The organism is [Zimmermannella] bifida NBRC 103089 (genome assembly GCF_001570925.1).
Taxonomy (GTDB): Bacteria; Actinomycetota; Actinomycetes; order Actinomycetales; family Microbacteriaceae; genus Gulosibacter; species Gulosibacter bifidus.
Genome location: NZ_BCSP01000001.1, coordinates 297,913 through 312,981, shown reverse-complemented (window position 1 = coordinate 312,981; position 15,069 = coordinate 297,913). Strand labels below are relative to the sequence as shown.

General features: G+C 62.4%; 14 protein-coding genes. All 14 read left to right on the top strand.

Annotation, left to right across the window (positions count from 1 at the left end; translation table 11 throughout):
* Nucleotides 1-41 precede the first annotated feature (41 nt).
* The 14 genes from alaS (at nt 42) to carA (ending at nt 15,062) form a co-directional block, all read left to right on the top strand.
* Complete coding sequence (alaS, locus tag ZBI01S_RS01400) at nt 42-2,711, top strand: alanine--tRNA ligase (RefSeq protein WP_066055189.1); 2,670 nt, start codon at nt 42-44, stop codon at nt 2,709-2,711.
* The gene (gene ruvX / locus ZBI01S_RS01395; RefSeq protein WP_066055186.1) at nt 2,711-3,181 is read left to right on the top strand and encodes a Holliday junction resolvase RuvX; all 471 of its coding nucleotides are present in this window, start codon (nt 2,711-2,713) and stop codon (nt 3,179-3,181) included. Before alaS ends, ruvX begins: the two co-directional genes overlap by 1 nt.
* Before the next feature lie 181 nt (nt 3,182-3,362).
* Complete coding sequence (gene mltG / locus ZBI01S_RS01390) at nt 3,363-4,868, top strand: endolytic transglycosylase MltG (RefSeq protein WP_159421333.1); 1,506 nt, start codon at nt 3,363-3,365, stop codon at nt 4,866-4,868.
* A 110-nt stretch (nt 4,869-4,978) separates the two neighbouring features.
* Nucleotides 4,979-5,935 (top strand): shikimate dehydrogenase family protein, encoded by a 957-nt coding sequence (locus ZBI01S_RS01385; RefSeq protein WP_066055179.1) that lies wholly within the window; start codon nt 4,979-4,981, stop codon nt 5,933-5,935.
* A 190-nt stretch (nt 5,936-6,125) separates the two neighbouring features.
* Complete coding sequence (gene aroC / locus ZBI01S_RS01380; protein WP_066055176.1) at nt 6,126-7,394, top strand: chorismate synthase; 1,269 nt, start codon at nt 6,126-6,128, stop codon at nt 7,392-7,394.
* Nucleotides 7,391-8,050: a shikimate kinase gene (locus tag ZBI01S_RS01375; protein ID WP_083524393.1), complete on the top strand. Its 660-nt coding sequence runs from the start codon at nt 7,391-7,393 to the stop codon at nt 8,048-8,050. Before aroC ends, ZBI01S_RS01375 begins: the two co-directional genes overlap by 4 nt.
* 81 nt (nt 8,051-8,131) lie before the next feature.
* Nucleotides 8,132-9,223 (top strand): 3-dehydroquinate synthase, encoded by a 1,092-nt coding sequence (gene aroB, locus ZBI01S_RS01370; RefSeq protein WP_066055173.1) that lies wholly within the window; start codon nt 8,132-8,134, stop codon nt 9,221-9,223.
* Between the two features lie 45 nt (nt 9,224-9,268).
* Nucleotides 9,269-9,832, top strand: coding sequence for an elongation factor P (gene efp, locus ZBI01S_RS01365; RefSeq protein WP_066055170.1), 564 nt, complete (start codon nt 9,269-9,271; stop codon nt 9,830-9,832).
* A complete protein-coding gene (nusB, locus tag ZBI01S_RS01360; protein ID WP_066055166.1) occupies nt 9,832-10,278 on the top strand; it encodes a transcription antitermination factor NusB in 447 nt (148 codons plus the stop codon). The genes efp and nusB overlap by 1 nt, the downstream gene beginning before the upstream one ends.
* A gap of 153 nt (nt 10,279-10,431) precedes the next feature.
* The gene (gene pyrR / locus ZBI01S_RS01355; protein WP_066055164.1) at nt 10,432-11,031 is read left to right on the top strand and encodes a bifunctional pyr operon transcriptional regulator/uracil phosphoribosyltransferase PyrR; all 600 of its coding nucleotides are present in this window, start codon (nt 10,432-10,434) and stop codon (nt 11,029-11,031) included.
* Nucleotides 11,028-12,002 (top strand): aspartate carbamoyltransferase catalytic subunit, encoded by a 975-nt coding sequence (locus ZBI01S_RS01350; RefSeq protein WP_066055162.1) that lies wholly within the window; start codon nt 11,028-11,030, stop codon nt 12,000-12,002. Before pyrR ends, ZBI01S_RS01350 begins: the two co-directional genes overlap by 4 nt.
* Complete coding sequence (locus ZBI01S_RS01345) at nt 11,999-13,324, top strand: dihydroorotase (protein ID WP_066055159.1); 1,326 nt, start codon at nt 11,999-12,001, stop codon at nt 13,322-13,324. Before ZBI01S_RS01350 ends, ZBI01S_RS01345 begins: the two co-directional genes overlap by 4 nt.
* A complete protein-coding gene (locus tag ZBI01S_RS01340; protein ID WP_066055156.1) occupies nt 13,324-13,908 on the top strand; it encodes a PH-like domain-containing protein in 585 nt (194 codons plus the stop codon). Before ZBI01S_RS01345 ends, ZBI01S_RS01340 begins: the two co-directional genes overlap by 1 nt.
* Nucleotides 13,905-15,062, top strand: a complete 1,158-nt coding sequence (gene carA, locus ZBI01S_RS01335; RefSeq protein WP_066055153.1) for a glutamine-hydrolyzing carbamoyl-phosphate synthase small subunit — start codon at nt 13,905-13,907, stop codon at nt 15,060-15,062. Before ZBI01S_RS01340 ends, carA begins: the two co-directional genes overlap by 4 nt.
* Nucleotides 15,063-15,069: the final 7 nt, after the last annotated feature.

Here is a 15,069-nt window from a genome sequence, read left to right as displayed (position 1 = left end):
CATCCGCTGCGCCGTTCATCCACACGAGATAGCTAACACACATGCTTACCGCTGAAATCAAGCGCCGCTTTCTGAAGTTCTTCGAGGACCAACAGCACACCGTCGTACCGTCGGCTTCGCTCGTTAGCGAAGACCCCACGGTGATGTTCACCATCGCCGGTATGGTGCCGTTCATCCCGTATATGACCGGCATGGTCCCGGCTCCGTATCCGCGCGCAACCAGCGTGCAGAAGTGCATCCGCACCAACGACATCGAAGAAGTCGGTAAGACCCCGCGCCACGGCACGTTCTTCCAGATGGGCGGAAACTTCTCGTTTGGTGACTACTTCAAGAAAGAAGCCATTGGCTTCGCCTACACCTTCCTGACCACGCCGCAGGACCAGGGCGGCCTCGGGTTCAACCCCGATGACCTCTGGGTGACGGTGTACAAGGACGACGACGAAGCGTTCAACTACTGGCTCGAGCTCTCGGACATTCCCGCAGAGCGCATCCAGCGCCTCGGTGCCGACACCAACTACTGGTCGGCTGGAAAGCCTGGCGGACCTGCTGGCCCAGACTCGGAGATCTTCTTTGACCGGGGACCGGCATACGGCATCGACGGTGGCCCGGCCACCGACGACGACCGCTACGTCGAGATCTGGAACCTCGTATTCATGCAGTACGAGCGCGGCGCCGACAACGGTGACGGCACCTTCGAATTGCTTGGCGAACTGCCGCAGAAGAACATCGACACCGGTATCGGCCTGGAACGAATCGCGTTCCTGCTGCAGGGCGTCGATAACATGTACGAAACCGACCAGGTTCGCCCGGTACTGGACCGTGCGGCGGAACTTTCGGGTCGCGTGTACGGCAACGGCGGCGAGGATGATGTGCGTCTGCGCGTTGTGGCCGACCACGTGCGCTCGGCGCTCATGCTCATCACCGACGGCGTACAGCCTGGCAACGAGGGACGCGGCTACATCTTGCGTCGTCTGCTGCGCCGTGTGATCCGCAATATGCGTCTGCTCGGCGTTGAAACGGCAACCTTCCCGGAACTCTTCCCGGTATCGATGGCGGCAATGAAGGATGCCTACCCCGAGGTCGAGCGTGACTTTGACCGCATCAGCCGCATCGCTTACGCCGAAGAACAGACTTTCTTGCGCACCCTGGCGCAGGGCAACGCGATCTTCGCCGAGGCTGCTGACGCTGCGAAGTCGGGCGGACTGAACGCGCTTGATGGTGCTGTGGCGTTCAAGCTTCACGACACCTTCGGATTCCCGATTGACCTGACCATGGAGATGGCCGCCGAAGCCGGCCTCAACGTGAATCGCGACAAGTTCGATTCGCTCATGCGCGAACAGGTCGAACGCGCGAAGGCCGATGCCCGCGCTCGTCGCGGTGCGCTGGCCGACCTCTCGGTCTACAGCGCATTCCGTGCCATGGGCGAGACCGCGTTTGTTGGCTACACCGAGCTCGAGGCACAGTCGCGTGTCATCGGCATCATTGCTAACGGCGAGAGTGTCACGTCGGCAAGCGCCGGTGAGACGGTCGAAATCATCCTGAACGAGACGTCGCTCTATGCCGAGTCGGGTGGTCAGGATGCGGACCACGGTTCGCTGCGTTCTGCGGTCGGTGGCTTTGAGGGTCGCGTTCTCGATGTCCAGAAGCCCGTACAAGGGCTCGTGGCGCACACGGTCGAAGTCGTTGCCGGCACCATCGCGGTAGACGACGAGGTCGAGACTGTCGTCGACGCGGTATACCGCCGTCAAGCATCCGAAGCTCACTCGGCAACCCACCTCATCCACGCGGCACTCCGCGACACCCTCGGGCCAGATGCGCACCAGACCGGTTCGTATAACAAGGCCGGGTACATGCGCCTGGACTTCGGGTGGTCGGAGCCACTTTCGGCCGAGACACGTTCGGAGCTCGAAGAGATCACGAACCGTGCGGTGCGGCAGGACTACGAGGTCATTACCCGCGAAATGTCACTCGACGATGCCAAGGCCCTCGGCGCACGCGCGCTGTTCGGCGAAAAGTACGGTTCGGTCGTGCGAATGGTCGAGATCGGTGGCCCATGGTCGCGTGAACTCTGCGGTGGTACGCACGTTGCCAACACTTCGCAAATCGGTCTGGTGAACCTCATCGGTGAGTCCAGCGTTGGTGCCACCAACCGACGCGTCGAGGCGTTTGTCGGTCGGGATGCATTCAGCGACTTTGCCGCCGAGCGCGCGCTCGTGCGCGAGCTGACCTCGGGACTGCGCGTACCGCGTGACCAGGTTGCTGACCGCGTGGCATCGCTCGTGAACGAACTCAAGCAGGCGAACAAGCGCATCGCCGAACTCGAATCGGCGAAGCTGCGCGACAAACTGCCAGAACTCCTCGACCAGGCCGAGCAAATCGGCGGGATGCGGGTTGTCGCGACGTTCCTCGGAACCGTCGCCGGTGCCGACGATGTGCGTTCGCTCGCACTCGAAGCGCGTGAGCGACTCGGCAGCGATGCTGCCGTTGTGGCATTCATCGGTGAAGCAAACGGCAAACCGAGCATCGTCGTCGCGACGAACCAGGCCGCACGCGATCTCGGCGCAAATGCTGGCGCGATGGTCAAGGTTGCCTCGAAGCAGCTCGGCGGTGGCGGCGGCGGTAAGCCAGATGTCGCCCAGGGTGGCGGTCAGGATGCGACGCAGCACGCAGCAGCACTCACCGAGGTACGCGACCTGCTGCGGAGCCTGTAGTGTCGCGCGGACCACGCCTCGGAGTTGACGTTGGGAAGGCCCGTATCGGTGTCGCGAAAAGCGACCCGGACGGGCTCCTAGCGACGCCGCTCGAGACGGTTGCTCGTGATCTCGAAAACGAAACCCACCTGCAGCGCCTGCGTGAAATCGTCGCCGAAGTCGAACCGCTGCGGGTCTACGTGGGCTATCCGCTGAACATGCGTGGCGAGCACACACCATCTACCGAAGATGCCATCGCAGTCGCGACGGCGCTGGCCGAGACCATCGACGTACCAGTGCGGTTGATCGATGAGCGGCTCACGACGGTGAGCGCAACGCGACAGTTTCAAGCAGCCGGGCGCAAAGCATCCCGCTCACGCGACGTGATTGATCAAGCAGCTGCTGTGGTGCTGTTGCAAGACGCGATTGACCGCGAGCGTGGCGGCGCACTACCAGGCAAGGACCTGCCAACGAATTCGCCCGTTGCTTAGGTAACTCCGCGTAATTGCAGCAACTGCCCGCTACGGTAGGCACAGCGTTTGGATGCATTCGCAACCTGGCGCGCGCAAGCTGATGGTCACATCGGATGCGCTCGGTTTCGATATTCGACACCGTCGCGTACTTGACGCTGGCACCAGACCGTTTGCCGACTTCGAGCCATTGAAGGATCACATGACTAACGACCCCCTCAACATGGACGCCTCGAGCGCCGGACAACCGGAGCGACCTCAGCACGAAGGGGCAGCTGCACCCGTCGAAAGCCGCCGCGAACGTCGCTTGCGTGAACAGCGCGAGCTCGCTGAGCGCATGGGTGCTCCGGGTACGAGCGAAACAGCAAACGCGACGGATGCGGAAACAGCAGTACCCGCCGCATCCGTGCCAGCGGCATCGGTACCGGCATCGGAATCGGTACCGGCATCCGAATCGGTACCGGCATCTGAATCAGCACAGAGTGCCACCACTCCGGCTGCGCAAGACCGCTCAGTTGCCGCTGCGGCTACCGAACCGGCAGCGCCAGCACCGGTTGGCCGAGCGCCTGTGCGGGAACAGCCAGCGACACTGCTCGATGACGTCGACGACTCGGCAGTCGAACCGGTCGATGACCTATTTGCCGGTCTTACCGGTGAGAGTGACCACGGTGGCGAACGTAAGCGTCGGGGTGGCTGCCTTTGGGGCATCGTCGCGCTCATTCTTGTCATCTCGTTCGCAGCCGTGGCTTGGGGGCTCTTTGGTGACCGCATCCAGGGTCTCTTTGGCGGTAAGAACGACTTTTCGGGTACGGGAAACGGCACCGAAGTGGAATTCACGATTATTGAGGGTGACACCGGAACTTCAATCGGTGAGCGCCTGCAAGAGCAGGGCATCGTCAAGTCGTCTGAAGTCTTCGTCGAAGAGATCCTCTCGCGCGCCGAAGAACCACAGTTCCACCCCGGTACCTATGCGCTGCAGGAAGAAATGAGTGCCGCATCCGCCCTCGATCGCTTGATTGACCCGGACGCCCGAGTACAGAGCAGCGTCACGATTCCTGAAGGGTTGACGAACGAGGAAACCTACGCGCTACTTGAAGAGCACGTCGGGATTCCGGTCGCCGACCTCGAAGCTGCGGCCGCCAACCCGCAGGAATTTGGACTCCCGGCAGAGGCGAAGTCGGTTGAGGGATTCCTCTTCCCAGCCACTTACACGTTCGAGCCCGGTACTGACGCCAAGGCGGTCATTACGACGATGACCGAGCGCACCTTCCAAGCACTCAACGAGGTGGGTGTGCCCGAAGACAAGGTTTGGGACGTCATCCGTATGGCTTCGCTGATCGAGAAGGAAGTGTTCGACGAAGAAGACCGCTACAAGGTGTCGCGTGTGTTCTACAACCGCATCGATGTCGGGATGCCGCTGCAATCGGACGCAACCATCAACTACTGGACGGACGACTTTGACCTGACCGACGCATCCAACCCGTACAACACCTATGTGCACACGGGGCTTATGCCCGGGCCGATTTCGAACCCGAGTCAGCAGTCAATTGATGCGGCCTTGAAGCCGGCCGACGGTCCATGGCTGTACTTCGTCACCGTGAACTTCGACACGGGCGAGACCGTGTTCTCGGAGACCTACGAAGAACACGAAAAGGCCGTCGCGCAGTGGCAGGCGTGGATGGACGAACACCCCGAATACAAGGAGTAGGTTGGACTGCACCGCCAGTGTGCGGCCGTGACACCACACTTGCTGGAAAGCTCCGTGGCACATACTGCTGGCAAAGTCGCAGCGCCACGAGAGCGGTAAGAGGAACACCCATGTCGGCATCGAAATCACAACCATCGCAGCATCATGCGCAACAGTGGGAAGCACCTCGACAGCTCGCGGTTCCCACCGGGTTCACCACCGAAGAACCGGCAGCCGGCCCCGAATCGGCCCGCCTGGCTGTTGTTGGCAACCCCATCGAGCATTCGAAATCACCGCAGCTCCACCTCGCCGCGTATCGTGCCCTCGCGCTCGAGTGGGCGTACTCGCGGTGGCAAATCGAACCGGGCGGGCTTGCAAACGCGCTAGGTAAGCGCGCCCAGGGGTGGCGCGGGCTGTCGGTCACGGCTCCGTTCAAGGCGGAAGCCCTGGCATTCGCTGCCACGCTCGACCCGTTTGCCGAACGAACCGGTGCCGTTAACACGCTCGTTTTCGACGGGTTGGATGCGGCGGCAACGGCCACGGGATACAACACGGACGTCTATGGCATCCTCGCAGCGCTTGCCGAATCCGGCTGCACGAAGGCAGCGACGGTCGACGTTATAGGCGCCGGCGAAACGGCTGCGAGCGCTGCCGTTGCTGCCCTCGAACTTGGTGCCACGCGCATCCGAGTTGTCGCGCGCCGCCCAGAAGCTGCCGCCACACTCGTATCGGCGTTGGAAACCCGTACCGGGAGCTCGGGGGTATTGACCGCCGCAGATCTCGCGACATGGTCGCTTGCGGAGGCACCGGAACTGCTGATCGACACGGTTCCTGGGGGAGTGCCAGCACCCGATCGGATTGCGCCCTCGCTTGCGGGCATGACGTTGCTGAGCGCCGCATACGATCCGTGGCCGACTGCGCTTGCCGAAGCTGTGGCCGAACATGGCGGCACAGTGGTCTCGGGAGAACTGATGCTGCTGCACCAAGCGATTCGGCAGGTGCGACTGTTCAGCGGCCGGGATGCGGACGCGGAGCTGCCGAACGAAGCCAGCATCGTGGACGAGATGCGTGCCGCTCTGCGCGGCTAGCGACCTGGGTTTACTGTGCCGCGTTGATTGAGCTGCGTTGATTGAGCTGGGCTGGTCGCCCGGCCCCTGATACTGGCTGTGCGGTGCTCGGGTGTTTCACGACCGAGTGTTACAGCTTGTGCACCATGGTCGACCGCTGGTCGTACCTGCTTGCAATGAATCGCTCGTGCAGACGTGAGAGACTTGCAGAATGCTTCGTTGGATTACTGCTGGAGAATCTCACGGTCGAGAACTGCTTGCTGTGCTTGAAGGGCTGCCTGCGGGTATCCCGATTGCCCTCGATGAGGTGCAGGCAGATCTCGCGCGCCGAAAGCTGGGACACGGCCGTGGCGGTCGTATGAAGTTCGAACAGGATGAGCTAACGCTGTCGTCGGGCGTGCGGCACGGGTTCACGATTGGCTCGCCGCTGGGAATTCGGATCCAGAACACCGAATGGCCAAAGTGGACCGAGGTCATGAGCCCAGCACCAGTCGACGCCGAGGTTTTCACCACCGGTCGCGGCACCCCGTTGACCCGACCGCGCCCGGGCCACGCCGACCTCGTCGGCATGCAAAAGTACGGATTTACCGAAGCACGCCCGGCGTTGGAGCGCGCCAGCGCCCGCGAAACTGCCGCCCGCGTGGCACTCGGTGCCGTGGCAAAGAAATTCCTCGCCGAACTCGGTATTCGTACCGTGAGCCACACCGTGTCCATGGGCGAAGTTTCGCTGCCGGTGGATGCCGCGTGGCCGGTACCCGAAGACGTTGACCGACTCGACGCGGATCCGGTGCGCTGCATCGACCCTGAGACGAGCGCCCGAATGGTGGCGCGCATCGACGAGATTCGCAAGAGTGGCGACACGCTTGGCGGCGTCACTGAAGTGCTCGTGTACGGCCTGCCGCCAGGACTCGGCTCGTACGTCCACTGGGACCGCCGCTTGGATTCACGTCTGGCCGGTGCCCTCATGGGAATTCAGGCCATCAAGTCGGTCGAGGTTGGCGACGGACTGGAAGCGACGAAACGTCCGGGCACGGTCGCACACGACCCGCTTTACAAGGTCGATGGTGCAATCCACCGCTCGAGTGAACGCGCCGGCGGTATTGAAGGCGGTATGACAACCGGTGGCATTCTCCGGGTGCGTACGGGCATGAAGCCGATTGCGACGGTACCAAAGGCACTGCACACGGTTGATGTGGCCACCGGCAAGAACGCAACCGCGCACCACCAGCGCTCGGACGTAACCGCGGTACCCGCATCCGGTGTCGTTGCCGAGGCAATGGTGGCATTGATTCTCGCGGATGCGGTCGTCGAGAAGTTTGGTGGGGACTCGTTGCGCGAAGTGCAGCGCAATCTGCGTAGCTACCTCGACAACATTCCGGAATCGCTCCGCACCGATAGTGCACTGGTGAACGCTGAGACTGTCACAGGTGACATCGATGACACGCCCATGGGAGATTCGTTGAGTGAGTGGCGCGTATGAGTGTCGTGCTGATTGGCCCACCCGCGGCGGGGAAGTCGCGGGTCGGTAAACGGCTGGCGCGCAGGATTGGCGCCAGCTTTGCGGATACCGACAAGCTGATCGCCCGCGAACACGGGGCGATCGCTGAGTTCATCCCGAAGCACGGTGAAGCCGAGTTCCGTCGCATCGAACGCGAAACTGTGGCACAGGCCCTGACCGAGTTTGATGTGGTGTCGCTTGGTGGCGGCGCGATTCTCGACGAGAACACCCAGGCTGATCTCGCCAGCGGCGACCACCTGGTGGTGCTGCTGCTCGCCAGCCCAGAAGCGATCGAAGAGCGCATTGCGGGTAAGAAGAACCGGCCACTGCTCACTGGCATTGACTCCTGGATTGCCACGTATGAGGCGCGTCGACCGATCTACGAACGCCTGGCCGATGCGTCGTTTGACACGAGTTTTCGACCCATGTGGCAGGTCGTTCATGAGGTACGAAAGTTTCTGAAATCTCAGGGCTCACCCCTGATTCGTGCCACCGAACCGGTTGCGCCAACAACGGTGCCGCTACCACGTCGACAGGCGCATGCAGCTGACACACCACCCAAGCCCTGTCCACCCACGAGCGAGCTGCGGGCCATCGGTGACGGTACTGCGACGACCGAAAACAGCGACACACAGTAGCAACGACCACACCGCAAGAAACGTCAACTCACGGCCGAGCACATGATGCCGCGGCCAAATCAACGAAAGAGACGCACGAGCGTGAACGAATCCCTGACCCGAATCGAATCTGCCGGTACGCACGGACCGGTATTGGTTGGCCGTGGCCTGGTTGAACAGCTCGATCAGCACCTGGCCGAGTTGCTCGGCGATACCCCCGACCAGATCCTGTTGGTGCACCAGCCGACGCTGCGTGACATTGCTGAATCGGTTCGTGCCAAGCTCGCACCGCACTACCGCCGCGTGCTCATGGCCGAGATTCCCGATGCAGAATCGGGCAAGCGCATTGAGGTGGCCGAGTTCCTTTGGCAGATTCTTGGCCAGAGCGACTTCACACGTACGGATGCGATCGTTTCGATCGGCGGGGGAGCCGCAACGGATCTCGGTGGCTGGGTGGCTGCATCCTGGTTGCGTGGCGTGCGAGTGGTGCAGGTGCCGACCACGGTGCTTGCCATGGTGGATGCGGCGATTGGTGGCAAGACCGGAATCAACACCAACGAGGGCAAGAATCTCGTTGGCGCCTTCCACGAACCGAGCGGTGTCATCGTTGACCTCGACGTGCTCGAATCGCTGCCTCGAAACGAATTGGTGACCGGATTTGCCGAGGCCGTCAAGATCGGGTTCATCCACTCGCCGCGGATCCTCGACCTGATCGAAGCCGACCCGGATGCGGCCACGGATCCGACCTCGGCGGCCTTCCGCGAAATCCTCGAGATTGCGATTCGCTTCAAGCTCGACGTGACCGCGAACGACCTCACCGAGCGCGGCCAACGCGAAATGCTGAACTACGGTCACACGCTCGGCCACGCCATCGAACACAATGAGCGCTACCAGTGGCGTCACGGTGCGGCAGTTGCGGTCGGGATGCGCTTTGTTGCGGAACTCGCGCGACTTTCGGGGCGCCTGAGTGACGAAGCCGCTGACCGCCACACGCGCATCCTCGAACTGCTGGGGCTTCCCACCGGTTACCCGGCGGATCGCTGGCCGACACTGCTGTCCGTGATGCACCGCGATAAGAAAGCGCGCGGCACGATGCTGCGATTCGTGGTGCTCGACGAGATCGGGCAGCCGACAATCATGCAGGCGCCGGATGAATCGCTCTTGTTTGCGGCATATCAAGAGATCGCGTCGTAACCGGCGCGCTAGACTAGAGCGTCGCAAATTTGAAAGGAATTACTGATGGCAACTACCGCTGACATCAAGAATGGCCTCGTCATGATCATTGACGGCCAGCTTTGGCAGGTTCTCGAATTCCAGCACGTGAAGCCCGGTAAGGGTGGTGCGTTCGTGCGGACCAAGCTGAAGAACATTGTCCAGGGTAAGAGCGTGGACCGCACGTTCAACGCCGGTGCCAAGATCGAAACCGCGACGGTTGACCGCCGCGACTTCCAGTACCTCTACCAGGACGGCGACGACTTCGTCTTCATGGATGAGCAGGACTACGACCAGCTCACTGTTCCGGCAGCAATCGTGGGCGACGCTTCGAACTTCCTGCTCGAACAGCAGCGCGTACAGATCGGCATGTACGAGGGCAACCCGCTCTACATCGAAATGCCCGCTTCGGTCGTGCTCGAGATCACCTACACCGAACCAGGCCTGCAGGGTGACCGTTCGAACGCTGGTACCAAGCCAGCCACCGTCGAGACCGGCGCTGAGATTCAGGTACCGCTGTTCGTTGACCAGGGCACCCGCGTCAAGGTCGACACCCGTACCGGTGAATACCTCGGTCGAGTGAACGACTAGTGAGCGCACGCACAAAGGCGCGCAAGCGCGCCATGGACATGCTCTACAACGCCGATGTGTTGCAGCGGCCGCTGGAGCAGGTGCTCTCTGACGAACAGGCTCGGGCGCTGAACGAACCCGAGCGAGCCGCATCGTGGCAGTATGCCCGCGAGATCATCACCGGCATCATCGACAACGGCGACATCATCGACGAGCTCATTAGTGAACAGTCACATGACTGGCCGCTCGAGCGTATGCCCAACGTTGATCGCGCCATCCTTCGGGTTGGCGCGTGGGAGATCCGCTTTAACGACCAGGTGCCAAACCCGGTCGCAATTGCCGAAGCGATCGCTGCCGCAACGGAATACTCCACCGATGACTCGAGCCGATTCATCAACGGTGTGCTCGGTGCACTTGCTGATCGTGAGGCTGACCGCCCGCGTTCGGCCACCGAAACGAACGACTAGCCAGCGCTACTTCGTTCAAATTTGCTGAGTCACCGCTCGGATTTCGCCGGGGAACGTCGATCCTGGCACCACGTCGGAATCCGAGCGGGTAGACTGGCACCATTCTTGATCATCCTTTAATGCCGTCCTGCGAGGCGGGGAAGGGGGTCGCCCGTGACTGAGCGAGTAGTGCTCCAGTCCGACGACGTGTCGCGCGCACTCATGCGCATTTCGCACCAAATTCTCGAAGCCAATCACGGCGGTGCGGATCTCGTCCTTCTCGGAATTCCCACGCGTGGTGTGCCACTGGCGCAGCGCCTGGGGAACAACATTCTGGCCATCGAATCGTCGCGTGTTGCTGCCGACCACGAATCCGGGGACAGTGAGCTCAATGCATCGGCAGCGCTGCAGCGTTTTGTCGGAGCTCTCGACATCACGATGTACCGCGATGACCTGCGTCGCCGGCCATTGACCGAAGCGCACCCAACGCGCATCCCGGACACCGGTATCGACGGCAAGACGGTCGTACTCGTCGATGACGTGCTGTTCTCGGGGCGCACGATTCGCGCCGCGCTCGACGCGATTAGCGACCTTGGTCGCCCACGTGCCGTGCAGCTTGCGGTACTGGTCGACCGCGGGCACCGTGAGCTTCCGATTCGCGCCGATTTCGTTGGCAAGAATCTGCCTTCGGCACGCAGCGAACGAATTTCGGTTGAGCTCGCTGAGATTGACGGCACCGACCGCGTCGTCATTCGTGACGGAGGTACCGCGTGAAACACCTCATTGCCACCCGCGACCTGAGCCGCGATGACGCCCTGCTGTTGCTCGACACAGCAGAAGACATGGCCGCCACCCAGGAACGCGAAGTCAAGAAGCTTCCTGCACTTCGTGGCGTTACCGTCGTGAACCTGTTCTACGAGGACTCAACGCGTACCCGCATCTCGTTTGAAGCGGCCGAGAAGCGCCTGAGCGCCGACGTGATTAACTTCGCGGCCAAGGGATCCAGTGTCTCCAAGGGCGAATCGCTCAAGGACACTGCGCAAACGCTGCACGCCATTGGTGCCGACGCGGTCGTGATCCGCCATCCATCGGCCGGCGCACCGCAGATGCTCGCCGAACGCGGGTGGATTGACACGCCCATCCTGAACGCCGGTGACGGCTGCCATGAGCACCCGACCCAGGCTCTGCTGGACGCCTTTACGATGCGCAAGCGACTGCACGGAACCGCGGCCCGGGGCAAGGACCTTGCCGGAGTTCACGTCGCAATCGTTGGCGACATTCTGCACTCGCGTGTTGCTCGCTCCAACGTCTGGCTGCTGCACACGCTCGGCGCCACGGTGACGCTAGTGGCACCCCCAACGCTGCTTCCTTCCGACACCTCGCGCTGGCCTGCACGCGTCAGCTATGACCTTGATGCCACGCTGCGCGAACAGCCCGACGTGGTGATGATGCTCCGCATCCAAGCAGAACGGATGCATGACGCGTACTTCCCGCACACGCGTGAGTATGCGCGCATGTGGGGACTCAGCGAATCCCGCTTTGCCTCGCTTGACGACACCGCGCTGATCATGCACCCGGGCCCGATGAACCGCGGCCTGGAGATTGCTTCGGCAGCGGCCGATTCGCCACAGGCGACCGTGCTCGAACAGGTTCGAAACGGTGTCAGCATCCGTATGGCCGCACTGCATTTGCTTTGTTCCGGGGTTCGCCCCGCACACGGCGGAAGTTCAGAAAGGAACGAATGATGACCACCACCCTCCTGAGTAACGTCCGCCCGTACGGTGAGGAAGCCCGCGACCTCCTCATCATCGACGACCGCATCACCGAAATTGGTGCGGCAGGTTCGATTGCCGCTGACCGGGCCGACAACGTCATTGACGGTGCCGGATGCGTGGCGCTACCGGGTCTTGTTGACATTCACGTGCACCTGCGTGAGCCCGGTTTTGAGTCGGCTGAAACGATTCGAACTGGCTCGATGGCAGCTGCAAAGGGCGGCTTCACCACGATCTTTGCCATGCCGAACACCTCACCCTGCCAGGACACCGCCGGTGTCGTTGAGGCCGTCCACGCGCTCGGCATTGAAGCCGGTTACGCCGACGTGCACCCAATTGGAGCGGTCACCGTAGGGCGCAAGGGCGAACAGCTTGCCGAACTGGGTTCAATGGCCCAGTCGCGCGCCAACGTACGCATGTTCTCAGACGACGGCGATTGTGTGCACGACGCGCTGATCATGCGACGCGCTCTTGAGTACGTGAAGGCATTCAACGGCGTGATTGCACAGCACGCCCAGGAGCCGAAACTCACCGTTGGTGCGCAGATGAACGAAGGCGCGCTTTCGGCAGAACTCGGGCTCGGTGGCTGGCCCACTGCCGCAGAGACCTCGATCATCGCTCGGGATGCGATCCTCGCGGAACAGACCGACTCACGGGTGCACGTCTGCCACCTCTCGACCGCACAGGCCGTCGATGTCGTGCGCTGGGCAAAGGCCCGAGGCATCAAGATCACCGCCGAGGTGACTCCGCACCACCTGTTGCTCACCGAAGAAAAGGTGCGCGGCTTTGATGCCCGCTTCAAGGTCAACCCGCCGCTGCGTACCGATGCCGATGTGCATGCACTGCGCGAAGCCCTCGCCGACGGCACGATCGACGTCGTCGGAACCGACCACGCACCGCATCCGCGCGACTCGAAGGACTGCGAGTGGGACCACGCCGCAATGGGCATGGTCGGACTCGAATCCGCGCTGCGCGTCGTGCACGCGACCATGGTCAAGACTGGCCTGCTCGATTGGCGTGGTGTCGCCCGAGTCATGAGTGAACAGCCCGCACAGGTCGGTCTCGCTACCGAAGCCGGGACGCCGCTGGCCGAAGGCGAACTCGCAAACATCGTGCTTTATGACGACAATGCGAGTTCGGTGTTTACCGAAGCCGACCTGGCCGGTAAATCGACGAACTCGCCCTACCTAGGTCTCGAACTTCCCGGCTCGGTTCGCTACACGATCTACCGCGGTACAGTCACCGTTCGGGACGGTGAGGTCGTCGACCTCGCCGGCGAGGGGGCAATTGCCTAATGCTGGGACCACTACTCACCACCGCGGGAATTGTCGCGATTTGCGGCGCTGCCGGGGGAGCGATGGCGCTGGGCTGGCGCAAGCGGCAGTTGTCACAGGCACACCTTGCAGGAGTTGCTGAGCTGCCCGACCACCTCGGTACCCCCGAATTCCACTGTGATGATGTCCACTACGTCGGCACTTCACACACCGGGAACACCCTCGAACGCATTGCCGTTCGTCCGCTGGCATACCGCGGCCGCGCTGACCTTGAAGTGCACGCCTCGGGCGTTGCCATTGGGATTACCGGCGAATCGGCGTTTTTCATCCCGGTCGAACGAATCGAGACGGTCGCAACGGCGCAGTCCACGATTGACCGTGCCGTTGAACGCGACGGGCTGCTCGCCCTGCGCTGGCGCCTTGCCAACGACACGTCGGTTGAAAGCTTCTTCCGCGTCGTCGATCCGGCCGAGCGTCAACAACTGCTCGAGGCGCTCAATGCGCTGGTCGCTGCCAAGCCGCCGGTCCGTGCTGTCGCACCGACCGCATCCCCAACTTCTACATCGCCAAGTGAATCCACCCAGACCCCAGAGGAGCTCGCATGATCCGCACCGAACCCGCCGTGCTTGTGCTTGAAGACGGCACCCGATTTGAGGGAAGCGCATACGGTGCAACCGGCGAACGCTTCGGCGAAATCGTGTTCACCACCGGAATGACCGGCTACCAGGAGACGCTCTCGGACCCGAGCTACGCCGGCCAGATCGTCGTCCAGACCGCGCCGCACATCGGCAACGTGGGCGTTAACCCCACCGACATGGAATCCCACAAGTTCTGGGTTGAAGGTTACGTTGTCCGCGACGCCAGCCGCGTCGTGTCGAACTGGCGTGCCGAGGGCACCCTCGACGACGCGCTGCAGGAAGCGGGCATCGTCGGTATCGCCGACGTTGACACGCGCGCCATTACCCGCCGCATCCGCACCGAAGGCGCCATGCGTGCCGGTATTTTCTCGGGCGAAGCAGCGGGCAAGGATGCGGATGCGCAGCTGCAGCAGGTGCTCGCAGCACCTTCGATGTCGGGCCAGTACCTCTCGGATCGCGTGACCTGTGCTGAGGCCTACCTCTCGGCAACCACGGCAGACGAACGACTCGGCAGCGTTGCGCTGCTCGACCTGGGCGTCAAGCGCGCCACCATCGTCAACCTCAATACCGTTGGCTTTGACGTGCACGTGTTGCCAGCCGACTCGACCGCCGCCCAGATTCGCGAGCTTGATGTCGACGCCATCTTCTACTCGAACGGCCCCGGCGACCCGAAGGCGAACGCCGCTCAGGTTGAGGTACTGCAGCAGCTGCTGCGCGATGGATACCCGTTCATGGGTATCTGCTTCGGAAACCAGCTGCTCGGTCGTGCGCTCGGGTTTGACACGTACAAGCTGCCATTCGGCCACCGAGGCATCAACCAGCCGGTGCGCGACACCGCCACCAACAAGGTCGAAATCACCGCCCAGAACCACGGCTTCGCGGTTGACCTGCCGATCGACGAAACTGTCGACTCGCCGGCCGGATTCGGCCGGGTTGAGGTCAGCCACATCGGTCTGAACGATGAGGTCGTTGAGGGCCTGCGTTGCCTCGACATCCCCGCATTCTCGGTGCAGTTCCACCCAGAAGCCGCATCGGGCCCGCACGATGCCGCACCACTCTTTTACCGCTTCCGCGACATGGTGCTCGCCGCCAAGTCCGCTAACACCACCGACAACAAGTAGGAGCCGC